This is a genomic window from Streptomyces sp. NPDC001450 (assembly GCF_053597295.1).
This window is the reverse complement of record NZ_JBSFHY010000036.1, coordinates 11,481-36,116: the sequence shown is the minus strand read 5'-3', so window position 1 is coordinate 36,116 and position 24,636 is coordinate 11,481. Positions and strand designations below refer to the sequence as shown.

The 24,636-nt window shown below is 69.7% G+C and carries 22 protein-coding genes and 1 pseudogene; 20 read left to right on the top strand and 3 right to left on the bottom strand.

Translation table 11 applies throughout. The features are described 5' to 3' along the window. Nucleotides 1-37 precede the first annotated feature (37 nt). From ACWC5O_RS32575 to ACWC5O_RS32565, 3 genes are all read left to right on the top strand, one after another. Nucleotides 38-721: a glycosyltransferase family 2 protein gene (locus ACWC5O_RS32575; protein ID WP_450581173.1), complete on the top strand. Its 684-nt coding sequence runs from the start codon at nucleotides 38-40 to the stop codon at nucleotides 719-721. A 213-nt stretch (nucleotides 722-934) separates the two neighbouring features. After that, entirely contained in the window at nucleotides 935-1,552 is a 618-nt protein-coding gene (locus tag ACWC5O_RS32570) for a TIGR04282 family arsenosugar biosynthesis glycosyltransferase (protein WP_450581174.1), read from the top strand. Between the two features lie 185 nt (nucleotides 1,553-1,737). Further along, nucleotides 1,738-2,487, top strand: a complete 750-nt coding sequence (locus ACWC5O_RS32565) for a class I SAM-dependent methyltransferase (protein ID WP_450581175.1) — start codon at nucleotides 1,738-1,740, stop codon at nucleotides 2,485-2,487. 346 nt (nucleotides 2,488-2,833) lie between these two features. Here ACWC5O_RS32565 and ACWC5O_RS32560 read toward each other — a convergent pair whose 3' ends face one another. After that, on the bottom strand, nucleotides 2,834-4,129 hold the full coding sequence (locus tag ACWC5O_RS32560) for a molybdopterin-dependent oxidoreductase (protein WP_450581176.1): 1,296 nt from the start codon (nucleotides 4,127-4,129) through the stop codon (nucleotides 2,834-2,836). A gap of 65 nt (nucleotides 4,130-4,194) precedes the next feature. Between ACWC5O_RS32560 and ACWC5O_RS32555 the strand changes: the two genes are divergently transcribed. The 9 genes and pseudogenes from ACWC5O_RS32555 (at nucleotide 4,195) to ACWC5O_RS32515 (ending at nucleotide 11,342) form a co-directional block, all read left to right on the top strand. Further along, nucleotides 4,195-5,520, top strand: a complete 1,326-nt coding sequence (locus ACWC5O_RS32555) for a hypothetical protein (protein WP_450581177.1) — start codon at nucleotides 4,195-4,197, stop codon at nucleotides 5,518-5,520. 176 nt (nucleotides 5,521-5,696) lie between these two features. Then, on the top strand, nucleotides 5,697-6,029 hold the full coding sequence (locus tag ACWC5O_RS32550; RefSeq protein WP_450581178.1) for a hypothetical protein: 333 nt from the start codon (nucleotides 5,697-5,699) through the stop codon (nucleotides 6,027-6,029). An 88-nt stretch (nucleotides 6,030-6,117) separates the two neighbouring features. Next, on the top strand, nucleotides 6,118-6,429 hold the full coding sequence (locus ACWC5O_RS32545; RefSeq protein ID WP_450581179.1) for a pore-forming ESAT-6 family protein: 312 nt from the start codon (nucleotides 6,118-6,120) through the stop codon (nucleotides 6,427-6,429). Between the two features lie 65 nt (nucleotides 6,430-6,494). Further along, nucleotides 6,495-6,899 (top strand): DUF6507 family protein, encoded by a 405-nt coding sequence (locus ACWC5O_RS32540; protein WP_450581180.1) that lies wholly within the window; start codon nucleotides 6,495-6,497, stop codon nucleotides 6,897-6,899. Further along, complete coding sequence (locus ACWC5O_RS32535) at nucleotides 6,896-9,322, top strand: hypothetical protein (protein ID WP_450581181.1); 2,427 nt, start codon at nucleotides 6,896-6,898, stop codon at nucleotides 9,320-9,322. Before ACWC5O_RS32540 ends, ACWC5O_RS32535 begins: the two co-directional genes overlap by 4 nt. Before the next feature lie 33 nt (nucleotides 9,323-9,355). After that, nucleotides 9,356-9,814: a hypothetical protein gene (locus ACWC5O_RS32530; protein WP_450581182.1), complete on the top strand. Its 459-nt coding sequence runs from the start codon at nucleotides 9,356-9,358 to the stop codon at nucleotides 9,812-9,814. 526 nt (nucleotides 9,815-10,340) lie between these two features. After that, entirely contained in the window at nucleotides 10,341-10,682 is a 342-nt protein-coding gene (locus ACWC5O_RS32525) for a hypothetical protein (protein WP_450581183.1), read from the top strand. 57 nt (nucleotides 10,683-10,739) lie between these two features. Continuing rightward, nucleotides 10,740-11,019, top strand: a pseudogene (locus tag ACWC5O_RS32520) (IS5/IS1182 family transposase); the annotation flags it as partial. Between the two features lie 44 nt (nucleotides 11,020-11,063). Next, nucleotides 11,064-11,342, top strand: a complete 279-nt coding sequence (locus ACWC5O_RS32515; protein WP_450581184.1) for a DUF397 domain-containing protein — start codon at nucleotides 11,064-11,066, stop codon at nucleotides 11,340-11,342. Nucleotides 11,343-11,369: 27 nt separating this feature from the next. On the opposite strand, the gene ACWC5O_RS32510 is transcribed toward ACWC5O_RS32515, so the two are convergent. Continuing rightward, on the bottom strand, nucleotides 11,370-13,022 hold the full coding sequence (locus tag ACWC5O_RS32510) for an Imm49 family immunity protein (protein WP_450581185.1): 1,653 nt from the start codon (nucleotides 13,020-13,022) through the stop codon (nucleotides 11,370-11,372). Between the two features lie 398 nt (nucleotides 13,023-13,420). Continuing rightward, the gene (locus ACWC5O_RS32505) at nucleotides 13,421-13,849 is read right to left on the bottom strand and encodes an ATP-binding protein (RefSeq protein WP_450581186.1); all 429 of its coding nucleotides are present in this window, start codon (nucleotides 13,847-13,849) and stop codon (nucleotides 13,421-13,423) included. Nucleotides 13,850-14,045: 196 nt separating this feature from the next. On the opposite strand from ACWC5O_RS32505, the gene ACWC5O_RS32500 reads away from it, so the two are divergent. The 8 genes from ACWC5O_RS32500 to ACWC5O_RS32465 all read left to right on the top strand — a co-directional run bounded on the left by ACWC5O_RS32500 (nucleotide 14,046) and on the right by ACWC5O_RS32465 (nucleotide 24,554). Then, complete coding sequence (locus ACWC5O_RS32500; RefSeq protein WP_450581187.1) at nucleotides 14,046-14,894, top strand: helix-turn-helix domain-containing protein; 849 nt, start codon at nucleotides 14,046-14,048, stop codon at nucleotides 14,892-14,894. Nucleotides 14,895-14,904: 10 nt separating this feature from the next. Then, nucleotides 14,905-15,258 (top strand): DUF397 domain-containing protein, encoded by a 354-nt coding sequence (locus ACWC5O_RS32495; RefSeq protein ID WP_450581188.1) that lies wholly within the window; start codon nucleotides 14,905-14,907, stop codon nucleotides 15,256-15,258. A gap of 89 nt (nucleotides 15,259-15,347) precedes the next feature. Further along, entirely contained in the window at nucleotides 15,348-15,929 is a 582-nt protein-coding gene (locus tag ACWC5O_RS32490; RefSeq protein ID WP_450581189.1) for a hypothetical protein, read from the top strand. Nucleotides 15,930-16,097: 168 nt separating this feature from the next. After that, nucleotides 16,098-16,391, top strand: a complete 294-nt coding sequence (locus tag ACWC5O_RS32485; protein ID WP_450581190.1) for a hypothetical protein — start codon at nucleotides 16,098-16,100, stop codon at nucleotides 16,389-16,391. A gap of 13 nt (nucleotides 16,392-16,404) precedes the next feature. Continuing rightward, complete coding sequence (gene eccD, locus ACWC5O_RS32480; protein ID WP_450581191.1) at nucleotides 16,405-17,769, top strand: type VII secretion integral membrane protein EccD; 1,365 nt, start codon at nucleotides 16,405-16,407, stop codon at nucleotides 17,767-17,769. 10 nt (nucleotides 17,770-17,779) lie between these two features. Continuing rightward, complete coding sequence (locus ACWC5O_RS32475) at nucleotides 17,780-19,138, top strand: nucleotide-binding protein (protein WP_450581192.1); 1,359 nt, start codon at nucleotides 17,780-17,782, stop codon at nucleotides 19,136-19,138. Beyond that, nucleotides 19,135-23,133 (top strand): type VII secretion protein EccCa, encoded by a 3,999-nt coding sequence (eccCa, locus tag ACWC5O_RS32470; RefSeq protein ID WP_450581193.1) that lies wholly within the window; start codon nucleotides 19,135-19,137, stop codon nucleotides 23,131-23,133. The genes ACWC5O_RS32475 and eccCa overlap by 4 nt, the downstream gene beginning before the upstream one ends. Continuing rightward, the gene (locus ACWC5O_RS32465) at nucleotides 23,130-24,554 is read left to right on the top strand and encodes a DUF6177 family protein (RefSeq protein ID WP_450581194.1); all 1,425 of its coding nucleotides are present in this window, start codon (nucleotides 23,130-23,132) and stop codon (nucleotides 24,552-24,554) included. The genes eccCa and ACWC5O_RS32465 overlap by 4 nt, the downstream gene beginning before the upstream one ends. The last annotated feature ends 82 nt before the right edge of the window (nucleotides 24,555-24,636 follow it).

The window sequence follows — 24,636 nt, the reverse complement described above, 5'->3', positions numbered from 1 at the left end:
AGGCGATGACCGCTTTGCCCCGGTTCGGCTTCGTAGGGTGAACGCCGTGACGAGCACCTCCCCTCCCCCTCCCGACGTGGATGTCGTGCTGCCCTGCCTGGACGAGGCCGAGGCACTGCCCTGGGTCCTCGCGCGCGTCCCGGCCGGCTGGCGCGCCCTCGTCGTCGACAACGGCTCCACCGACGGCTCCGCCGACCTCGCCCGTGGCCTCGGCGCGACCGTCGTGCGCGAGGAGCGGCGCGGCTTCGGCGCCGCCTGCCACGCCGGGCTGCTGGCCGCCACCGCCGACGTGGTGTGCTTCTGCGACTGCGACGCCTCCCTCGACCCCGCGCACCTGGTCCCGTTCGTCCGCGAGGTCCGGGCCGGCGAGGCCGACCTGGTGCTCGGCCGGCGCGTCCCGCGGACCCGGGGCGCCTGGCCGGCCCACGCCCGCGCCGGCAACCTCGCCCTCTCCCAGCTCCTGCGCCGCCGCACCGGCCTGCGCCTGCACGACCTCGGCCCCCTGCGCGCGGCCCGCCGCGAGCAGCTTCTCGCCCTGGGCCTCACCGACCGCCGCAGCGGCTATCCCCTGCAGATGGTGGTCCGCGCGGCCGACGCGGGCTGGCGCATCACGGAACACGACGTCCCGTACCTCCCGCGCACCGGCGCCTCGAAGGTCACGGGCACCTGGCGCGGGACGTGGCAGGCGGTACGGGACATGAGCCGAGTCCTCAAGGAGTAGCCGGAAGTCCTTTGGCCGCGGGCCGGTGGGGCTGGTCGCTCCCCCAGGTTCTCGGCTTCGCTCGAACAGGGGGCACCCCCACCGCGGCGGAGCCGCATATCGACACAGCCCTGCGCCCCTAAGGAGTTGCGGTGCCGTCGGCCGCGCAGGCGCCGCAAGTGAAACCGAACCCCGCCCAGCCCCCACTCCGGTCACCAGCCAAGGAAGGCCCACATGACCACCCTCCTCGTCATCGCCAAGGAGCCCCTGCCCGGGCGGGTCAAGACGCGGCTTACTCCGCCCTTCACGCCCGAGCAGGCCGCAACCCTCGCCGAAGCCTCACTGGCCGACACCCTGCAGGCCGTGGCCGAAACCCCGGCCACGCGCAGAGTCCTCGTGCTGGACGGCCGGCCAGGCCCCTGGCTACCCCCTGGCTTCGACGTCGTCCCCCAGTGCACCGGCGGACTCGACACCCGCCTCGCCGACGCCTTCGCCCGCTGCGCCGGCCCGGCCCTGCTGATCGGCATGGACACCCCCCAGGTCACCCCGGACCTGCTCACCGTGGACTTCGCGGGCTGCGACGCGTACTTCGGCCCGGCCGAGGACGGCGGGTTCTGGGCGCTGGGCCTGGCCCGCCCGGAGCCCGCGCTGCTGCGCGGCGTACCGATGTCCACGCCGGAGACCGGGGCCGTGCAGCGGGAGCGGCTGGTCGCGGCCGGGCTACGGGTGCGGGACCTGCCCCGGCTGCGGGACGTCGACACCGCCGCCGACGCCCGCGCCGTCGCCGCCCTCGCCCCGCACGGCGCCTTCGCCGCCCGGCTGACGGACTGCACGACGGCCGGTACACGATGACGCCCGCACCCGGCCAGACGGCAGCTCCACGCATCCGAGCCGCCGCAACCGCCACAACCGCAACCGCCGCAGCCGCCGCAGCCGCCGACGGTGAATCCGCCCCACAGGGGCCACCCACGCCCGACGATGAAAGTGTCACGGGTGGTGCGGGTGGGAACACGATCGCCGACGGCGCGGCCGAGGTGGTGTCGGCCAACGCCCCGCAGGGCCCCGCCTGGGCCGCCTCCGACCCCTACGCCACCGCCCTGCGCACCGGCCGCGGCCCGCTGTACCTGCGCCGCACCGACGGCTGGCTGCTGCCGCTGGAGGTGGAGCGCTGGTGCGCCGACGCGGACACGGTGGACCGGGCGGTGCTGGACCGCTGCGAGGGCGCCGTCCTGGACGTCGGCTGCGGCCCGGGCCGGCTGGTGGCCGAGTTGGCCGCCCGGGGCCGTACCGTCCTCGGCGTCGACGTCAGCGAGGCGGCCGTCACCCGCACCATCACGGTCGGCGGCCAGGCCCTGCGCCGCTCGGTGTTCGACCCGCTGCCCGGCGAGGGCCGCTGGGGCACGGTCCTGCTCATGGACGGCAACATCGGTATCGGTGGCGACCCGCGCGCCCTGCTGCACCGGATGGCCCAACTCCTCATCCCTGGCGGTCTGTTGATCGCCGAGACCGCCCCACTGGACCTCGATGAGCGCACCCGGGTGCAGGTCGTCGACGTCACCCACGGGCGGGCCGTGATGGGCGACCCGTTCCCGTGGGCGCGGATCGGCACCCCGGCCCTGCTCCGGCTCGCGGACCGGGCCACCAGGTGGCGCACGGAGGCTCAGTGGACGGCGGGCGAGCGCCGCTTCGTATCCCTGCGCACGCGCATCGCCAGCAGCAGCGCCGAGCCGCCGAAGAGGACGGCGCTGATCAGCAGCCAGCGACCGAGGAAGACGTTCGCGGACTGACCGGCGGCCAGGCGGTAACGCCGGTCCACCAGGTCGAGGATCAGCGGGAACCACACGAGCAGCAGCAGCCCTGACAGCGCGGCCGGCACCCGCACGTACATCACCCACCCCCGCCGCCCGACCGCGTCGAGACCGTGCACGACCACCCGGTCCGCCATGGAGTACAGCGGCACCAGAACGAGGTCGTGCAGCAGGGCTGCCCCCACGACCCACAGCGCCACCCCGTACCAGTCACCGGCGAGCAGCCGTACACCGGCGTACACGGCGAGCGCGAACGAGCAGCAGAGCAGCAGGATCTGCAGGGGACTGCCCGCAGGCAGGGGGCGCATCACAGACAGGCGGCGCATCACAGGTCTCCGAAGTTCAGCCGGGCCACCCACTTGGTGTTGAGCACTCCGGGTGCGGCGGGCACGATGACGCGCGCCGGGTGGCCGTGGTCGGGGGACAGTTCCTCGCCGTTGACGTACAGGGCGAGCAGGGAACGCGGGTCGGCCACCTGGTTGGCGCGCAGGGCCGCGCGGCGGAAGGCGCCGTGCCGCTGCAGGGACTCCACGAACACGTCCGGCGGGTAGCCGTCGTACCCGACGAGCGCCGCGAGGTCCCGCAGCCGCACCCCGCGCCACCACTGGTCGGCGGTGGACCAGCCCTCCACGCAGGCGATCGGCAACGATGAGCTGTGCAGGGGCAGTTGCAGCAGTTGGGCGCGGCTGAGGCGCACGGTTCCGGTGCGGCCGGTGACGACGAGCCGCCAGGCCTCCGCGCTGGTCTCCGCGGCGTCGATCCCGGCGTACGCGGCCGTCTTGTTGATCTGGAAGCCGTTCGGGCCGCCGGCCGGGTCGGCCCCGCCGTGCGGCGCGAGCAGGGCCGTACGCCGGAAGGGTCCGCCAAGGCTCTGCCCCACCGTGGTCAGGAACAGCAGCAGCGAGCCGCCGCCGACCAGCCACAGCGCCCCGCGCCGGGACATGGTGGGCGGGTCGGGGTCCGGCGCGACCAGGTCGTCCGCGTCCTTCTCGTCCCCCTCCCGCAGCCGCCGCCGCACGGTCCGCACCGCGGCCGGCGACTTCAGCACCGCGTGCGCCACGAACGCGGCGAAGAACACCCACGCCCCGTAGAAGTGCAGCGGATAGAAGGAGCCGGGGAAGACGTAGTCCAGCTGGACGTTGAGCACCCCGGTCGTGAACTCGAACAGCCCGCCGCCGACCAGCAGCAGCAGCGAGATCCGCTCCAGCGCGTGCGCCACGGAGCGGGCCGGCGGCAGCGTGAACAGCTTCGGCACCACCGACCACAGCTTGGCCAGCAGGACCGGGATCAGGGTGATGCCGAGGATGACGTGGAGGCCCTGGGTGAACCGGTACAGCCACACCGGGCCGGTCGGCCACGCGAAGAGGTAGAAGCCGAGGATCCCCTTGTCCGGGGTCGTGTCGTTCACCGGGTGCAGGTCCGGGTTGTAGGCCGCGTACGACACCAGGCCGGTCACGAACAGCACGGTGATGCCGACGAGCAGCACGAGACCGAGCACCGAGGTGAACCAGCGGCCGCGCAGGGGGCTGCGCCAGAAACCGGGGGAGGTGGGAAGTCGGGGAAGGTCGCGCATGCCCCGACCGTAAGCCGCTAAACGCCCGGGAAAGGGGGCGCGACCCATGACGAAACGCTGACGTCCGGCCTGTACGACGACCCGTGCGGGGCCGTGCGGCCTAACGTGCCGACGTGACCCGCTCCCTCCGCCGTGATCTGTACGCCGCCGGGGCCGCCGCCCTGCTCGTGACGGCGGCCGTCCTGGTCGGCCGCCACCTCCAGGACACCTACCGGATCCTCTTCGTGCACTGGCCGCCCGTACTGGCCGAGTGGGACCCGCACGTGGGCCCGGGCACCCCGGCCGCCGTCGTCCTCGCGGCGGCCGGCGTGGCGTACGGCCCTGCCCTGGCCGCCCGGCTGCCGTGGCGCGCCCTGCTGGTGACGGCCTGGGGGTCGGCCATGGCCTGGATCCTCTCCCTCGCCCTGGTCGACGGCTGGCAGCAGGGCGTCGCGGTCCGCCTCACCACCCGCGAGGAGTACCTCCGGGTCATCGGCCGCTTCCACGACATCCCGGCCACCCTGCGGGACTTCACCCACCACATCGTCAGCGGGACCCCCGCCCCCTGGCCGGCCCATGTCGCCGGTCACCCGCCGGGCGCGACGCTCACCTTCGTCCTCCTCGACCGGATCGGGCTGCGGGGCGGCGGCTGGGCCGGGATGTGGTGCGTGACGGTCGGAGCGACGGCCTGTGTGGCGGTCCTGGTCGCCGTCCGCGCCCTGGCGGACGAGACCCTGGCCCGACGCGCGGCCCCCTTCCTGGTCCTGGCCCCGGCGGCGGTCTGGCTGGGTACCTCCGCCGACGCCTACTTCGCGGCGGTGGCCGCCTGGTCCGTGGCCCTGCTCGCCCTCGCGGTCACACGACGCACCCTGCCCTGGGCGGCCGCCTCCGGCCTGCTCCTCGGCCTGACCTGCTACCTGTCGTACGGCCTCACGCTCTTCGCCCTCGTCGCGGCGGCGGTGCTGCTGCTGGGCCGGGACGGGGTACGCGAGCGCCCGGCGCTCCTCCTGGCCTACCTCGCCGGACTCGCCGTCGTCCCGCTGGCGTTCACGCTCGCGGGCTTCAACTGGTGGACGGCGTACCACCTGTTGGTGACCCGCTACTACCAGGGCGTCGGCGGCAAACGCCCCTACGGCTACTGGGTGTGGGCCAACCTGGCCTGCACGGTCCTGATCACGGGCCTGGCGACGGCGGCGGGCCTGCGCCGCACGGCCACGGCCCTCACCCACCGCACCGACCACGCCGCCGTCCGCCTGGCGGTCCTCGTCTCCGCCGCCCTCCTCGCGCTCCTCGTCGCCGACCTGTCCGGGATGAGCAAGGCCGAGACCGAGCGCATCTGGCTGCCGTTCGCGATGTGGCTGCTGCCGGCGTGCGCGTACCTGCCCCGCCCCCGGGCCTGGCTCACCGCACAGGCGGTGCTCGCGCTGCTCCTCAATCACCTGCTGCTGACGGGGTGGTGAGCGGGCGGTGAGCGGCTTTCGTCCACAGGGTTGTGGGCGAACCGGAAGAGAAGAGCCTCCCTTCGCGTCCGCTCATGACGAGATCACGCCACTTCCACCCATACCGCGTTGCGTGTGCAATGCGCGATGCGAGAGGGTGTTCGATGAGCGCACAACGCACATACGGGGGTGGGTGCATGAAGTTCGACATGGGGTCGACGACCCTGTCGGAACTCGGCAAGAGCACGGGCGGCTCCATCGAGGACCTGGGCACGCTGATCAAGTTGCTCATCCAGGCGTCGGAGCCGCTGGAAGGCAAGTTCAACGGGGCGGGCAAGGCCGCGTTCGACCGGTTCAAGGCGCACGCGGACCAGATCACGAACGATCTGAACGGTTCGCTCGACGCGATCCTGGGCGGCCAGTCCGGTATGGACACCGCGTTCGGCTCCGGTGATGTGGAGATGCAGGACAACTCCCACCAGAACATGGGCGCGGCCAACTTCACCGCCGCCCGGTTCGGCGCGCGCTGACGGTCAGTCGCCGAAACGTTCACCTTCACGTGCACCGCCACCGTTCTTTCGAGTTCCGACCTTTCGAGCCTCCGAGGGGGATCTGACTGTGGGCCAGAACCAGGACCGCCGTTCGTACGACACCGACGCCTCGGCCGAGGTGCAGATGAGCCTGGCGGCCGTGATCGCCCAGCTGGAGAGTGTGCTGTCCGACCGCGACCGGGCTGTGAAGGCCGCGATGGCCGACTTCCAGGCCGACGGGGTCTCGGACGAGTACCACGGCAAGGAGGTCCGCTGGCACAAGGCCGCGCACGAGGTGCGCACCATCATCCATCTGGTGCGCACCACGCTGGAGCAGAACGACTCCACCGCCCAGTCCACGCTGGCCAAGGCCCGGGCCGCGGTCGCGAACATCGGCTGACGGACGACGGGGAACCGGCCACCTGAGCCAGGGGCGCGGGAGTTACGGAGGATGAGGGGACTGTCGTGACGGGGTGGGACATCGACCCGGCCGGGGTGTACAGCGTGCTGTCCAAGACGGGAACCGCGGCGAAGAACCTGTCGGACGCGCACAGCGCCATGCAGGACAACCTTCGGGAGGCCGCCGACGCGGCGGGCACCCTCACCAGTCAGTACGGGCCTTACACCAGCACCGCGGGGGAGGTCGGTTCGGCACTGGCCCAATTCCTGCAGCACTGGAGCCCTGACCTGCTCTACATCGCCAAGCGCGCCTCGAGGTCGATGCACGGGGCGGACCAGGCCACCGGCGAGTACGTGAAAGGCGATCTGGAACAGGCGGCGAACGCCCAGCACACGGCGGCCCAGGAGCCGAAGATCGACATGCCGGGCAAGGGCGGAACCGGGCACCGCACTCAGGGCGGTTCGTCGTGACCGAGAAGCTGATCAACCCCTCCGGCATACCGCACTTCATCGGCGACCTGGCCACACTCGACACCGATGTGATGCTGCTGACCGCGGACGCGGGTCAGTTCCGCGCGTCGGGCTCGGACGTGCACACCACCTTCCAGGGCCTGTCCGCGTTCTACAGCGCGCCCGAGGCGGAAGACCTGTTCGCCACCACGCTGCCGGTACAGACGAAGTCGGACGCGTTCGCCGACGACCTGGAGAAGGTCGCCTCCGCTCTGTCGGACTACAGCACCGAAGTCCAGCCTCTGGTGAAGAAGCTGGACGCGCTCAAGGCGGACGCCACCGCGTTCGTGAACTCGGTGCAGGGCGACGACGACTGGCACAAGGACGAGGACAAGCGCAACCACAACAACGCCCTGTGGTACGACGTCAACCACACTGTCGCCGCCTTCATGGCCGCCGAACGCACCGCCTATGGCAAGATCATGGCCCTGATCGGCGGCACCCCGCTGACCGCCGACGACGGCTCGCACGGCGAGAACATGTACGGCTACACGGCCGAGGACCTCGACCACGCGCCCGAAACCCCGTGGGGCGCCCCGGCCGAGCGCGAGTACGAGGGCCTGGCCTGGCTGGTCCACCAGGGCAAGCAGGTGTGGCACGGCGTCTGGGACGATGGCGTGATCGGCACCATCAAGGGCATCGGCACGCTGTTCGGCAAGGACGGCTGGGGCGAGGCCGGCGAGGCGTGGAAGAGCCTCGCCAAAGTCGCCACCGCCTCCTCCCTCACCACCGCCACCCTCGGCACCTGGTGGCTGACCCCCGACGACCGGCTCCCCTCCTGGCTGCGCGACTCCCGCACCGCCTACAAACAGTCCGTGAAGGGGATGGTCGCCTACGACCAGTGGAAGACCAACCCCGCCCGCGCGGCCGGCGCCGCCGGCTTCAACATCCTGACCGCCCTCGGCACCGACGGAGCCGGCGCCGCGGCCTCCGACGCAGGCAGGGCCGGAGCCGCCGCCCGCGCCCTGTCGACCGTGGGCAAGGCCGGCCGGGCCCTCGACCCCGTGACGTATGCCGGCAAGGCAGGCAAGTTCGCCTTCGTCAGGGTCGGCGACACGTTCACCACCCTCAAGAACCTCCACACCGGCGCAACAGCCGACCTGCTCAAGCAGGCAGACGCACTCCGGTCGCCCAAGATCCCGCACGACGCCGTTCCGTACGTTGACGCCAAGGGCAACCTCGTCTACATGGTCAAGGGCGGCCACATCTTCGACGCCGAGGGCAGGCTCCGCCAGCACGCGGACGAAGCCGCACACGAACCCAGTGCCAATGACCGCGCCCGGCTCCACACGCCATCGCCCCACACCGAAGCCCCCGCACGACAGCCCGAACCCGTTGGCGCTCATTCGGTGACGCGCTCGGCTGCCGATACAACGAAGCAGGAACGATCCCTCACCTCGGAGGCCGCACCGGAGCACACGCCGATGCGGGGACAGGAACCAAGCACGGTCGACTCGACGTCACGCGCTGAACATGCAGGTACTGCCGCCCAGACCGAGTCGCGCTCCGCTGGCCATTCGAGCAGCGGCACAGGCGCAGGGCACGCTAACGCTGGCGACGTTTCTCCGACTCGTCCAGCCTCCACTGCAACCGTCGAGGGTCCATCGTCGGGTTCTGGTTCGTCAGGCACGTCGGCAGGATCGTGGCATGGCGAGAGGCCACATGGACCTGCCCATGGTCTCAGGGATGCCAGTCCCTCCCATGGAAGCCTCCCTGAAGAGAAGACCGGACCGTCGGCTCAAGACGAAGCTGATCACCACGGTGGCGAGGAGCGTCAGTCCGGCGACGAGGACCCCCCGAATGAGTCGACAGGCCACGAGAGCGGCGAGGGCACATCATCTGCTACAGCTGCGGCTTCAGCGGACCCCTACGCTGGACACAACGCGGACCTGACCAGGCCAGCGCTGCTTCCGGCGGACGGTCCACTCACTCTGGACGCTGTGCGGAAGGCTCATCATCCCCGTACTCGCTGGGTGAACGGGGAGGAGTTCCACCGCCAGATGTACGGTGGCGGCGCAGAGCGTCACTATCCGGTTGCCACGAACCAACACCCCAAGTACCCCGTCACAGCCAAGGGTGGGCGCAAGGTCGACGTGCCGGTGGACATGCCCGATGGACGCACTCTTGCCGTTGAGGTGAAGACGTACAGGGAGTACCGGACGATCACCTTGCACGATGGGTCCAAGCAAGCCGTGAAGGGTGAAGTTCCGTTGAGTAAGCACATCAAGGAACAGATCCACAAAGACATCGCGCTGCGCCGCAGGGACCCACGATATGATCCACGTTGGTCGTTCACTCATGCGGGCCCCTCGAAAGAGCTGCGGGACTACCTCATAGAGGCAAAAATAATCTTCCTCGAGTACGGCCCAACGCCTAAGAAGTAGCTGTTCACAGGCCGACTTGAAAGGCTAATCCGAATGCAGAACAAGACACCAAATGAGTTGGCTGCTGCGGCTGAGGGCTGGGCGGAAGGTGCGCTCCAGAACGCACGGCATCTTGCTTCGATGCTGAGTGTCCCGAGTGACCAGTTTGACGCGGACCCGTTGGCAATTCTTCCTGCTCTGGAGAATTATGTCTCGCGACTCCCGCTCGATGAATTCGAGCAGTCAGACTGGATCACGCTGCACACCGATCTCACCTCATTCCTCGGTGACGTACTCGTTCGTCGACGTGGTGGGACCTGGATCAAAGTGGTAGACGCGAGTTCTCCTGCAGGATTCCGTTACCTCATCGAGGCTGAGGGCCTCGACGGAGATATGCATCGCGTCGAGCCCTATGACGTGGTGATGGAAGAGTTCCAGAACCTGCCTATCGAGATCACACGCATGATCGCCAATGCGGAGGTTATGCTGCACGTTACCCCAGACGTGGGCTGACCATCCTCTTGAACAAACAGCGAGCGGATCCCCTAATGAATGCCGCTCAGCGAATCGACATCGATGATCCGGAAGTGGACATAGATGATACGCAGCGCCTGCCCTACCGGGCAAGGCGATTTACCGGCGAGGTGACGGAGCACCTCGCCGGTAGCCTTGTGAGTTTGGATGTCTACGTCGACGGGCTTCAGGACGTCCGTTCGCACGAGTGGTACAAAGATGGAACCCTCCGATCAGAGGGAACCGTGCGTAATGGCGTGCCCCGCGGGAGTTCAAAGAGTGGCATCCGAATGGAGTGTTGGCATCGCGGAAAGTTTTCGACGATGACGGCCTCACGCTCCGCGAAGAACACGAGTGGGACGAGCACGGCCGGCCGACAAGGAGTTGGCGGCTGGGAGACACCCATGATGTCGAACAGTGAACGTGAGTAGTCCAGATCTCCAAGAATGGGTTGATGGGGACGCCGGACCATCGTAGAAGTAGCGGACATGCTCGGGGTGCCCCCTGAGATCTACACCCGTTACCTATGAGTCTCATTCCAGCCCTGCAGGACTGGGTCTCACGCGCCTCACTCAACGAATTAGAGCAGGCCGACTGGATCACGCTGCACGCGGACTTGGTGTGCTACATCGCCGACTTCCTCATCCAGAAGTACGACGCACAGTGGGTTGTCGAAGACGACTCATCAGCACCCCGTGGATACCGCTATGTCATCAAAGCAACCGGGTTCGATGGACAGACCCGTCGGATAGATCCTCTCGAGCTCGCGAGGACGGAATTTACCGATCTCCCGATCGAGATCGTCCGCATGCTGGCTACAGCGGAACTCAACCTGGGCCTTACCTCGCAGGCTGGCGAGGGTGGGTGAGACTTTTTCCACCTGATTATGACGGTGTCTTGATTGACTGTGACGCGTTCGTCCGGCATGGGCATAGTTGAGCGGCTGGTGCCGGACGGGCTGTGGGAGATCTTCCAGGATGTGGTGCCGGAGCCACCGGTACGCGCCCAGGGTCGGGGTCGGCGGCGACGTGATGACCGCGCGATAGCTGGCGGCAACCGCCACCGGTCTTCAGTGCCTCCTGGCAAACGGTCCAGCGGCGCTTCTCAGATTGGTACCAGGGCCGGGTGTGGGCCAAGCTGCATCGCGTGGTGCTGGACCGGCTCGACGGAGTGGCGAGTTGGACTGGTCGCGGTGCGCCATCAACGGCCGCACAGGTGATGCCGACTTGGGCTTTCGGGGCTACGTAGCATGGCCCGTCGCCGCTTCCCCGAGGCTTCTGCGCGTTTGCGCGCGGCCTGGAGGAGCTCAGATCATGAAGCACACCCCGACATCAGCATCGCCGTCTGGCGCAAGCCGAGCTACAGCGACGGGGGAGCCAACAACTGCGTCGAGGCCGCCGGTGGCTGCGCTGGCCTTGTGTCGGCCGGGGACAGCGAGGTCCCGGACGGCCGCTGCTCGTGTTCGGTGCGTCCCCGGTGGGCGGTGTTCTTGGCGGAGGCCAGGAATGGATTGCCGGTTGATGGGTGATGACGTGCTTCACCCACCCTCAGAACCTCAAAAAGGTTCCGCTGCCTGGAGGATGCGGGGCGGCAGATAGGGAGACGTGACCCTGATCGTCCAGCCCCGGCGGCGGGCGTGGCAGGTCAAAGCCAGGATGTCGAGGTTGATCGCGGCGTCGGGGTTGGTGGCGCGGTCGGCGATCTGATGGTGGTCGCGGTGTGCTTCGAGCGCGTCGAGGAGGGCCAGATTGAAGCTCTCCTCGTCACCTTCCACCAGTTGGGAGAAAAGCACCGCCGGCGGCGGCAGGAAGGTCTGGTTCTTCGCCTTCTCGCAGTCGCGCAGGGCGCGGCTGGTAGCTGGTTCGGGATCCTCGCCACGTAGGTAGTCGTGCAGGGCCTGACGGTACGAGGCGAAGATGGACCTGTCTTGTACGACCCGTGCCGGGCCGGCGAGAATCAGCGGCGCCAGGTCTTGGCGTCGGCCTGTGATCAGGGCGAGATTCACCGCTGTGTGCCAGGTACTGGGCCCAGCATCCTCGTCGTGGTCTGCGAGGAACATGACCGTCGTGCCGTCGATGGTCACTTCGACGTCGGTGCCGGGTTCGGCCAGTGTCGTACGGAAGAGTGCGGCGCCCAACTGCGCGGCGAGGTGCAGGTTTGCGAACTGGAGGTCGGTGGCGTCGGTGGAGTGCGCGGCGCGGGCCTTGAAGAGGATTTCCTGGTTGGTCATGGCGTGCGCCAGTTCCCAGGCGGCAAGTTGCTCTCCGGGCACCGGAGTGAAGGCTTCTCTGGTGTGCTTGTCGAACAGGGCTTCGTTCTCGGGGATCAGGGGATTCGGGCGTATCGCTCGTTCGAACTCGACGGGGTCGTCAGCAAGTTCGATAAGAGCGTCTTTGCGTCGGTTTCGTCCATACGCCCCCACTCTCGGCCCCGCAGTCTCGAAACCGGTTACCAGGGCGCGCGGCAGGTAGTCGGTGTCGACAGGCAGAGGCCAGCCCTCTCGACGGTAGGCAAGGGCCGTCAATGCGATCGGGAGAAGCGGCAGCAGGTTTCTCGGTGGGGTCCCCTGCGCGGGGAACGAGGTATACGGGACCAGCAGCCGTACCACAGCAGTGCGGAACACCTCCTGCTCCCGGGCGGCCAGGGCACGCAAGGCAAACAGGCCGATGCTGTACGGGCGGTCGAGGAGCCCTTCCGCCGTCTCACTGTCAAAAGACCGGACCCGGGCGATCGCCGCATCGATCGCCGCGAGCTTCTCCTCTCGCGAGGGAGGGTAGTCGGCATCGTCGTCTCCGGTGTCACCGATGACATAGGCCATGAATCCGTTGACAAGCTCGGAGTCGGGGCGGCCGGCCTGAGCCTTCTGCTGTTCCTGGCGGGCGAAGTGGAAGGCTTCGCCGTGCCATTCGGCCTTGTCCGTGAGGACGGCCAGGCAGAAGGCATCGAGCCACTCGGACAGGGAGACGGACTCGGGGCGTCCCTCGGACCGCGGCTCGTAGTCCAGCCCCCAGTTCACGTAGTTGAGGAATACCTGAAAGTGGTTGTGCGGGAAGTAGGCCGCGTATGCAACGGCTCCGGCGGCGGCCTCTGTGGCGTCCTCGAGCACAGCCTTGGCTTCCGGAGTGTGGAGATCAGGAGTCTCGACGGAGAGTGCGCCCAGGTAGTCGAGGAACTCCTCGGCGAGCAGTCCCCAGTCGAAGGCGGTCACCGGACCGGCCTTCGACAGGGACCGGACCTGACGGCCGATCCTGTTGGCGAAGTCGTCACAAGCCGCTGAGACCATAGCCTCGCTGACCTGGTGCCGTTCTATTCGCACTTTCCCGCTCCCCGTAGCCAACATTCGTGATCCAGTCTAAAAGCAGTCGGCATCCAAGATGGAAGCCATCACCTGGGCACTGCCGCTCATCCGGCTAGCGGAAAGCGAACGGCGAACCCTGGTGGCGATCAGCAGTGCAGGCCGACGACGCCCAGCCGAACTCCATTCGCTGCGCAGGCGGAAGACCGAACAGCGTGATCACAGTAGGTATGGCGATACGGCTGACCAGGGAAGAGGCCTCCCACTCACCCGATCAGGCGAAGCAGTCACCACGTCACGCTCCGCACACGTCACTGACACTCGGCCCACAACAGCTTCCCGCCCTTCGACGCGCCCAGCTCCCGCAGCACCGATACCCCGACGGCATTCGCACAGGCCCGTACGAGATGCAGCCCGCGGCCGTTCTCGACGTCATCCGGCGGCAGGGCGGACGGCAGCCCGTTGTCGACGAACCCGGGCGGCACCCTCGGGTCCGTGTCCCATACGGCGAGCCGAAGTCGACCGGGTTCCATCGGCAGTACGCGCAGGGCATAGGGACCCCGGGTGTGGAGATGGGCGTTGGTGAGCAGTTCGGATGCCAACAGCTCGGCAGTAGGAATGAGTTGGGTGAGGCCGTGGGCGGCCAGGACCGTGCGGAGGGTCGCACGGGCGATCCCCGGTGCGCGTGGATCGTGCGGGAGGTGAAGGGTGTAGGCCCAGGACGGGGATACGGTGACCATGGAAGTCTCCGACTGCTGAGAGAAGTTGGGTACGTGCGGTGGGTTGCCCAGTGGCCTGCCACCCCGTCGGACGGTGCGCTTCTGAGCGAGGGCGCCTATGAACGAAGGTAGCGGCAAGTTGTAAGTTGTTAGACCTAGAAGCCTAAATAGCTTTGACGTTCACGCGTGTGGGTGACCCAGGAGACGAACGTTGGCCATGAGAAGCGCTCCCACCGGCCGTCAACTTCGGCTGGGGGCCGAACTACGGAAGTTGCGCGAGCGCGCAGGCCTGACCTCGACCCAGGCCGCGCAACTACTCGGGATCAAGCAGAACCAGGTCAGCAACATGGAGGCCGGCCGCCACGGTGTGAGCCCTGATCGTCTGCGCACCATCGCCTGCCGCTACGACTGCTCGGACAAGGCCCTCGTCGAGGGGCTCGTCGCGATGACACCGGACCGCAAGCGCGGCTGGTGGGAGGAGTACCGAAAGCTGCTCCCCAACGCACTCCTCGACCTGGCCGAGTTGGAGCACCACGCCCAATCATTGCGAGCGGCCAACACAGCCCGCATCCCAGGGCTTCTCCAGACCCACGACTACGCGCGTGAGATCTTCCGCCAGGCGGTCATCGAGCTCTCGCCGCCCGAGATCGAGCACCGGCTCTCGTTCCGCATCAAGCGACAGGCGATCCTCTATCGCGAGGACAACCCCGGCCCGTACGAGGCGATCATCCACGAGGCAGCCCTGCGCATGGAGGTCGGTGGCTCCTCAGTCGCCAGGCAGCAGCTGCAGCACATCCTCGACATTGGCGAACGCGACCACATCACACTGCGATCCATTACCTTCAGCGTCGGCGCCTACCCGGGTTCCGGGCAGTCGATCTACTACGCGCACGGCCCGGTACCGCAGCTGGACACCGTTTACCTCGACCAGTCCCACGGTCCCGCGTTCCTCGACGCCGAAGCCCAGTTGCAGAAGTACCGGACACTCTTCGAGCGGGTCCGGGCCGTCGCCCTCGGCCCCGAGAAGACCCGCGACCTCATCCATGGCGTGATGCGAGAGCTGTGAAAGAACACCTATGAATCCGAGCTGGCAGAAGTCGTCCTACTGCTCCGAGGGCGAGGCTTGCGTCCACGTCGCCGCCACCCCCGAAGTCATCCACATAACCGAAAGCAGCGACCCCACCGGCTCCATACTCACCGCCACCCCCGTCGCCTTCGCCACTCTCCTCGCCGCACTGAAGAACGAACCACACCCCAGCCGCCCCTCGATCGAGGTCACCGTCGGCGATGCGGACACCCTCCACCTCCGCAACACCGATGCCCCAGCCGTCGTCGTCACCACCGACCGCCCCAAGTGGGAAGCCTTCGCACTCGGCGTCCGTGCAGGCGAGTTCGACCATTTCGTGGAGCCCATCGAGTTGGAGGCGTGACCGAGCCCAGAGCCAGGTTCCCCACATGCGTCGCGCTGATCAACGTCGTCTCCCTGTCCTACCCTGGCGTGATGGGTGTGGCGATAGAGGTGCTGATCGTGGACTGGCCACGGGTGGAGGCGGCAGCGCCCGGCGACCGGGAAGAGCTGCTGAGCGAGGCGGCGTTCGGAGAGGCGTACAGCGACGACCTCTTCGAGCATGGCTGGTCGTGGTCCACGCAGCCGGGTGAGGACTGGTACCGCAGGTACGCCTTTCGGAACACGCTCGGTTCGTACAAGCCGCACTTCTGGGCCGGTCACCGCTGGGACCACATGCGCGACTTCGTCGAGCCCCAAATGCGCGAGGTGCTTGACCGGTTCAACGACGTGCTGTTCTGGCACCGTCTGGAGGACACCACCGGGGTCGGTTCGGGAATTCCGGAGCAGTCGTGCACCTGGGACGCGGACCTGTTGCTGTGGTGTCCGCCCGATCACGTGCCGCTGATCGCCGGATGGTGGCGGCAGGCGGCACCCCAAATGGACGGTCTGCACGAGCCGTTCAATCAGTACGCCGCTGCGTCCGACGGATGGATCAACACCTTCGAATCGTTTGCCGACCTTCTCACCGACTGGGGAGAGATCGTCACGGAGGCGGAACGTCGTGGCTGGGGCATCGTCGGCCTGCGCTGCTGACCGTTTCCTCAGTTCACCGTCTACGGCCCCGGCATGCCGTCATGAGTGAGATCCGGCCACTCCACCCCATTCCGCGTTGCGCCTGCAACGCGATATGGGAGAGCATGTTCGACCGTACTCGCGCACTCATGCATCCCTGCAGCCCGGGCAATTACGAGGAATTGAGCCATGTCAGCCCAGGATTACGACAGCCAACTCCTCGAGTCCGTGGCGGTGCGGCGTCGACGGCTGCGTGACGCCGTGCTGTTCGGGGCGCAGCGGCAGCGGCGGACGGTGGACGAGCGGCTGGGGAAGGCGTTCGCGGGTGTCGTCATCGCTGCCGTGGTGTGTGCCGGGTGCGTGGGGTGGTCGTTCGTTTCGCACCGGGTGATCGGGAAGGCGCCGTACGGGACTTCTGTGCCTGCGTCGACGCCGTCCGCTCCGGCCGCCAAGACGCCTCCGAGTGCGGATTCAGGCCGATGATAGGTTCGAACGCGTGATATCCGGGGGGACTGTGAGCCGTACGGCGCTGAGCCGCATAACCCTGGTCGGTGAGCGGCGCCGGGTGGATCTGGTGCTGCCGTCCCGGGAGCCGGTCGGGCTGCTGTTGCCCGAGGTGATGCGGCTTCTCGACGACAGGGTGGGTGAGCGGCCGCAGGCCCGTCATCTCGTGACGGCGGACGGCAGTGTTCTGGAGCCGGACGCGTCGCTGGAGTCGGCGGGGGTGCCTGACGGAGCCGTGCTGCGGCTGGTGCGTGTCGAGGATGCGCCGTCCGCTCCGGTGGTCCACGACGTGAGTGATGAGGCGGCCGGCGATCTGGATGTGCGGGCCTGGCGCTGGGACGCGCGGGCGCGGCGGATCGTGGCAGCCGGTGCGAGTGCGGTGTGGGCGTTGGCCGCCGGGTTCATGACGCGGGAAGGGTTTGCGGCTGAGGCCGCCGGAGTGGCGCTCCTCGTGAGCGCGGCCGTGGCTGCGGTGGCCGGTGCGCTGTTGGGTCGGGCAGGGCGCAAGGGGCTTGCCGCCGCTCTGGTCGTCGTCGGCGCCGTCGTGGGTGTGCAGGGCGTGTGGTCGCTCGCCGGTGCCCAAGGGTGTTCGGGGACCGTGCGGTTGGCCGGTGTGCTCGCCGTTGTCGTGGCGGCGTTGGTGCTGCTCGGCTGGTTCTCGCCGTTCGGGCGGGGTGCCATGGTCGGTGCCGGGGCGCTCGCCGGGGCCGGGGCCTGCTGGGAGGTCGCGCTCGCCCTCCAGTCCGGCGGGGCGAGCGCCGCCAGGTCCGCGCGCGCCGGGGCACTGCTCGCGGTGGTGTCCGTGGTGGCGCTGGGGGTACTGCCCCGGCTGGCCTTGGCGGCGTCGGGGCTGTCCGGGTTGGACGACCGGCGCTCGGCCGGGGCGTCGGTCAGTCGTTACCAGGTGGCGACCGCGTTGGCCGCCACGCATCGGGGACTGGCGCTGGCGACGGTCGTCACCGCGGCCTCCGGTGCCGTCGCCGGGGTGCTGGCAGTGCGCGCGGTGACGGTGTGGACCGTACTGCTGGCGGCGGCCGTCACGCTCGTCCTCGCCTTGCGAGCGCGTGCCTACCCGCTGGTCGGGCAGGTCGTCGCACTCCTCGCGGCCTCCATGGCGGTGGCACTGCGGCTGGCCTGGTTGTGGCTGGAGCACTCCGGGGCCACTGCTCCGCTCGCCGTGCTGGTGGTGCTGGCCGTGGTGCCGTTGGGTGTGCTGGCCGTGCAGCCCGCCGAGCATGTGCGGGTACGACTGCGCAGGGCCGGCGACGTACTGGAGTCGGTCGGTGTGATCGCTCTGTTCCCGCTGGTGCTCGGGGTGTTCGGCGTGTACGGGCGGCTGCTCGGCACCTTCGCGTGAGGTGGCGGTGATGACGACTTCCGGGCGGTGGCAGGACGACGTCCTGCGCGAGCTGACCGCTGACTCGGTCGAGGTCGAGGGCGCGGCCAAGAGGAGTTCCTCGGCGGACGGTCGTCCTCCCTTGCCGGTGCGCGACCCGGACGAGGAGCGTCCCCGTCCAGGGCAACCCGAGCCCCGCAGCACCGTGCCCCGCGAGCAGCGCACCCCCGTCCCGGCCCCGCACGCGGACGGCACCCCGCAGATCCCGCATACCCCCACTCCGGCACCACCGCACCCCGCGACCAAGACGCCCGCTCTGCAGGCCTCGACCGCCGTGCCGAGCCGGCCGACACCGCAGGCCCCGGCTCGGGCAACGCCCCACCCTGCGACCGAGGCGCCGGCACCGCTGCCCCAGGCACCGAACACCTCCCCCGCCGTACGGCCCTCCCGCAGACCCCGGCTGCCGATCGCAACACCGGAGTCCGTCCCGACAATCGACCCCCGCCTCGCCCTCGCGCTCGGCTCGCCCCCGCACGGCGACTCGCTGGCCCGCCGCTCAGGCCGGTCGCTGCGCAAGCTGACCTCGTCGGCCGCGCGGGGGGTCACCGAGGAGACCCGGCTGGGCAGTTGGCTGCAGCAGCCGGTGACCACCGGCCGGGTGATCGCGGTGACGTCGATCCGCGGTGGCGTCGGCAAGACCACGACCGCCGCGCTGCTGGCGCGGACGTTCAGCCACTACCGGCACGATCCGGTGCTCGCCCTGGAGGCGGACGCCGCCCTGGGAACGCTTCCGGTGCGGATGGGCGCTCAGTCCGTGCGCTGGTCGTGCGTGGAGCTCGCGCAGATCCTCACCCCGTCGATGCAACTGACCGATGTCACCGGATACTTGGTGCCGGTGGCGGACGGCGGCTGGCTGCTGCCCGCGAGTCAGGGGCGGGTCGGTGCCCCGCTGGACGTCCCGACCTACCGGACCGTCACGCTCGCTCTGCGCCGCTACTTCGCCGTCACGGTCGTGGACTGCGAGACGCTGCCCGGCGAAGTGTCCCGTACGGCGATGGACACGGCGCACGCGCGTGTGGTCGTCGCCCCGCTCACCGCCGAGGGCGTGGGTGGCACCCGGATCGTCCTGGACTGGCTCGGTCAACTGCCGCACTCCGCGCTCGCCTCCACCGTCGTGGCCCTCACCTCGAACACGCCGGACGCGAACCTCGACCTGAAGGCCGCCACGGCCCATCTGCGGGAAACCGGGGTCACTCTCGTGCATCTTCCCTACGACCGGCATCTGGCAGGTGGTGGACCGATCAGGACGGACCGGCTCGGCGAGGCCACCCGCCGCGCCGCGACCCAGCTCGCCGCCGAGGCACTGCAGCGGGCGGTGCGCGTCCGTTGACTCAGCATCCGGTCCATCGCCCGGCCCGCTCCACGCGGCCGCTTCTCCCGCCCCCGGCCCGCACGATCGAGCCGCCGCCGAACCTGCCCGAAGGCAGGACCGGCAGCCCGGCGACCGCTCTGCTGCCGATGGCCGGCGTCATGAGTTCGGTCGTGATGATGACGGTGATCCGCTCCAGCCAGTTCGCGGGCCTGGGCGCCGTCGTGCTGGTCGTGGCGCTGCTCGGCGCGGTGGCCCTGTTCCTGTCCCAGCGCGGCAAGGCGCAGCGGCAGCGGCGTGTTCAGCGTGAGCGGTACCTGGAGTACCTGGAGGAACTGCGCGCCGAGCTGGGCGCGGCGGAGCGCGAGCGCCGCCGTGCCGCCCGGTTCCTGCACCCCGCCCCCGCGGCCCTGTACGACGTCGTGCGGGATCCCGCTCGGCTGTGGGAGCGGCGCCGCACCGACGCGGACTTTCTCCATGTGCGGGTCGGTGTCGGCGATGTACCCGTACAGGAGCTGACCATCGCCCGGCAGGCGGCCGGGGGCGTGCTCACCCCGCCCGACCCGTTCATGCTGAACGAGGCGCGCGCCCTGCAGGCCCGCTACACCACCGTGTCCGACCATCCGCTGACCGTGCCGCTGGACCGGGCGGGCAACGTCAGCATCGTCGGTGACCGTGCCGGTGTGCTGCGCGTCGCCCGGGCCCTGCTCGTACAGGCCGCCGTGGCACACGCCCCGGACGACGTGGCCGTCGCACTCGCGGTGCCCGGGGACCGTATCGAGGAGTGGGAGTGGGCGAAGTGGCTCCCGCACGTCCTCGACCCGGAGACCCGCGACGGTGGCCTCGCCGCGCGGCGCGTCGCACCCGACCTGCCCCAGCTGGCCCAGGTGATCGGCACGGATCTGAAGCGGCGGGCCGTGTACGCGGCCGAGGTGCGCCGCGGCCTGTCCGACAAGAAGGCGCTGGGACTGACCGACCGGTTGCTCGTGCTCAGCGACGCGTACGGAGAGAACGCCGTCGACCTTCCGCGCCCGGACAGCGCCGTCGCCCTGGACGACATGGGGGTCACGGCCCTGCACCTGCTCGCCGACCAGGTCCACGAACCCGATCACGTCTGTGTGCGCATCACCGTCGACGGCGACCAGGTCACGGTGGAGGACCTGCGCGGAGAACAGGGCGTGCGCATGCATGGGGTGGCCGACCGGGCCGGCCTTCCCGGTGTGGAAGGCCTCGCACGGGCCCTCGCACCGCTGCGGCTGTCCGCCGAGTCCGCCGCCGAGGGCACCCCCGTCGCCGGGCCGGTCGACTTCCCCGAACTGCTCGGCATCGACGACATGGGCACCCTCGATCCGGGGCGGCAGTGGGCGCCGCGCGGCGACCGGGATTTCCTGCGCGTGCCCATCGGCCTGGACGACCGGCACGATCCGGTGCTGCTCGACCTGAAGGAGGCCTCCGAACTCGGCATGGGCCCACACGGGTTGTGCGTCGGCGCGACAGGTTCGGGCAAGAGCGAACTGCTGCGCACCCTCGTGCTCGCGCTGGTGACGACACACTCCCCGGACGACCTGGCGCTGGTCCTCGTCGACTACAAGGGCGGCGCCACCTTCGCCCCCTTCGCCGGTCTGCCGCACGTGGCCGGCGTCATCACCAACCTGGAGAACCAGGCCGGCCTCGTCGAGCGTGTCCACACCTCCCTCGCCGGTGAGATCAAACGCCGCCAGCAGGTCCTCAAGGACGCGGGCAACATCGCCGACATCGGCCACTACCGCACGCTGCGCGCCACGGCCCGCCCCGACCTCGAACCGCTGCCCCACCTCTTCGTCGTCATCGACGAGTTCGGCGAACTCCTCACCGCGAAACCGGACTTCATCGACCTGTTCCTGTCCATCGGCCGCATCGGCCGCTCCATCGGCGTCCACTTGCTGCTGTCCAGCCAGCGCATCGAAGGCGGCAGGCTCAAGGGCCTGGAGACATATCTGTCCTACCGGCTCGGTCTGCGCACGTTCTCGGCCGACGAGTCGCGTACGGTCCTGGAGACCACCGACGCCTTCCATCTGCCGCCACTGCCCGGCTTCGGTTACCTGAAGGTCGACACCTCCACATACACCCGCTTCAAGGCGGGCTTCGTCTCCGGTGCGTACCGCGGTCCCGCCGTGCGCGAGAGAGCCGCCGACGCCGAGCCGCTCGCCCGGACGTATCCGGCGTTCAACGCGCCCGCTGCGGTCCCGGCACCCGAGGACACGCCGGGAGCACGTAAGCTCGAAACGGGACCGACGGTCCTGGCCGTCGCGGTCGACCGGCTCGCCGGCGCCGCCGAGCCGGTACGCCGGATCTGGCTCCCGCCGTTGCCCGAAGCCCTCTCCCTCGACGCGGCTGCGGGCCCCGTACAGGCGTCCGCCGACGGCCTCCGGCTCGCGCGCGCGGACGGCCCGTTGCGGGTGCCACTGGGTCTCCTCGACGATCCGGCCAGCCAGTGGCAGGCCACGTGGGTGCACGACCTGAACACGGCGGGCGGGCACACAGCCGTCATCGGCGGCCCGGCCTCCGGCAAGACGACGCTGTTGCGCACCCTGGCGCTCTCCCTCGCCCTCACCCACACGCCGCGCGATGTCGCCGTCTACGGCCTGGACCTGGTCGGCGGCGGACTGAGCGCCCTGGCGGGTCTGCCGCACGTCGGCGGCATCGCGACCCGCGCCGACCACGAGCGCGCCGCCCGCACCGTCGCCGAGGTGCGTGCCATGCTCGCCGAGCGCGAGGAGATCTTCCGTGCGCAGGGCATCGACTCGATCGACCAGGTGCGGGCCCTGCGTGCCCGGGGCGAGCTGCCCCGGCTCGGCTCCACCGACGTGGTGCTGCTCATCGACGGATTCGGCGCTCTGCGCGACGAGTTCGCCCAGCTCGACGACGATGTGGCCGACCTCCTCAAGCGCGGCAGCGGCTACGGCATCCACGTCGTGGCGGGCATGCTCCGCTGGAACGACGTACGCATCGCCACCCAGTCCCTGTTCGGCAGCCGCATCGAACTGCGCCTCAACGACCCGGCCGACTCCTCCATCGACCGCAAGCTCTCCGAGACCCTGTCCGCGGACACACCGGGCCGGGCCCTGACGGACGGCAAGCTGTTCGCCCAGGTGGCGCTTCCCCGCATCGACGCGCACGCCACGGCGGACGGCCTCGGCCCGGCCCTGGAGCAGGCGACGGCCACGTTGCGCGCCACCTGGCACGGTGAACTCGCCGCGCCGGTAAGGGTCTTGCCAACTCAGCTGGCTGCTGGGCGACTGCCCTCCGCCATGTCGGAACCGCGCGCTGTCCCGATCGGTGTCGACCAGGAGACCCTCTCGGCGACCGTCCTCGACCTGTTCGGCTCCGACCAGCACCTGCTGGTCCTCGGCGACAACGAGTGCGGCAAGACGAACCTGCTCAAGCTGATCTCCCGCGCTCTCATAGACCGCTACGACGAGGACGAGCTGGTCTTCGGCGTCTTCGACCCGCGGCGCGGCCTGCGAGGCGTCGTCCCGGAGCCCTATCGCGGCGGCTACGCGCACAACGCCGCCCTCTCCCACGCGCTCGCCACCGGCATCGCCACCGAACTGAAGAAGCGCCTGCCGGAAACCGCCGACCCCGACGCCCTCACCGACGAACCGTCCTTCACCGGACCGCGGATCGTGATCCTCGTCGACGACCACGACATCCTCACCGCGGCCGGGCAGCAGCCCCTCACGCCGTTCCTGCCGTACATCTCCTCGGCCCGGGACATCGGCCTGCACTTCGTGGTCACGCGCCGCGTCGCCGGGGCCTCGCGGGCCCTGTACGAGCCGCTCCTGACGGCACTGCGCGAGACCGGCGCCGCGGCACTCGTGATGTCGGGCGACCGCATCGAAGGCCAGCTGTTCCCCGGCCTGTACGCCTCCGCGCAGCCGCCCGGCCGCGGCACCCTGGTCCGCCGCGGACGCCGCCACCAGCTGGTCCAGACCGCCCTCGCACCCGAGGACGAGACCACAGAGGCGCGGGCATGACCAAGGACGTCATCGCGCTCACCGAGAAGATGCCTCACACCCCGGCCCTGCTCGCCGCTCTGCACGCCGGCGGCCCCGGCCTGAGCCTGACCGCCGACGCCGACGGCGCTGTGATCCAGTTGTGCACAGCGGCCGGCCGTCCCCTGGTCTCCGTGGAGGCTCCCCTCCTGGTCCACGTGCCGGGCGAGGCCGAACGCCTCCTCGGCCCGCACGTCACCACGCCCCAGCCGCCGTACTGGTGGACCGAGGCCCGCGCCTCCACGGCCGTCCCCGAGGCCGAACCTCTCGCCGCATCGGTCTGCGGGCGCCTGACGATGCTGCTCGGCGGAACGACCTGGCCACGCGAGGCCACCAGCACGGCGGTCGTGGAGACGGCCCAGGAAGCCGACGGCAACACCGCGACGCAGCTGCCGGACGGGGCCCTGCCCGCCGTCGACGTCCTGACCGAGTCCACCGCCGTCGTGCTCGCCGACCGTCCGGTCCTCGGCCTCACCACCTGGCTGTCCGACGTACTGCGCGCCACAGCAGCGGCCGACCGGGCCCTGCACATCGTCACCCCGCCCCACGTCCGTCTCACCCTCCCCCTGCGCACGGCCCTCGGCGCCACACCGAACCGCTGGGTCGTCAAGAACCCGGCAGGTGGTTACTACGACGGCCTGTCCGGGGCCGAACTCACCTGGCAGGACGGTACGTTCGCGCCGTCCGGCCCGCCCGCGAAGGTCGCGGACGCCTTCGCAGAGGGCGCGGCACCCACCCACGATCGCCGGCTCACGGTGGCACTGCGCACCGTCAGCTCCCCCGAGGCAGACCTCGTGCTCGGCGGCGCCCTGGAGACGGCCTGGCGCCATCTGACGGGCGCACCGCCGGCCGGCTGGGGCACGGCCGAGCCGGTCAATCTCCCTTGGTCGCCTCGCCAGTTGACCGACCTGGCCCGCAGACGTTCCCCCGAGCCCACCCACACCCTCGCCGTCGGCTCCCCCGACCGGCCGGCCATCGCGACGCACCGCACGACACGCACCACGGCGGGGGTCGCCGAAGAAGTCACGCTCACCGTCGGATATCCAGCAGCCCAGTACGTCCCCCTGGACGCGATCGAGCCGCTGGCCGCCGAACTCGTCGACGGCTACGGCCTGAGGGCGATGCTGACCACCCTGACAGCGGCCCACGCCGACCTGACGCTGCGGCCCCTCCTCACCGCTCCGCCGATCCCGGTCGCGTTCACGCTCGGCGCCAGGGACGTCGCAGCCGCAGGACTCGCCCACGCCCGCAGGCCCCCGCTCGCGGTGAAACCCGTCCAACTCGGCACAGCCGGAGACCCGGCCCTGCACTACCCCCTCGGCGACGGAACCGACCCCGCTGCCTGGACCGCGCTCCAGACCCTCACCGCACACCTCGAGTTCCGGCCCGGCTCAGCAGATTGAACGGGGTCGACGTCGGCAACGTCTGCCTGTCGAGCGCGCGCTTCCTCTCTATCGAAAGTACTTGCATTTATGGAAAGTACTG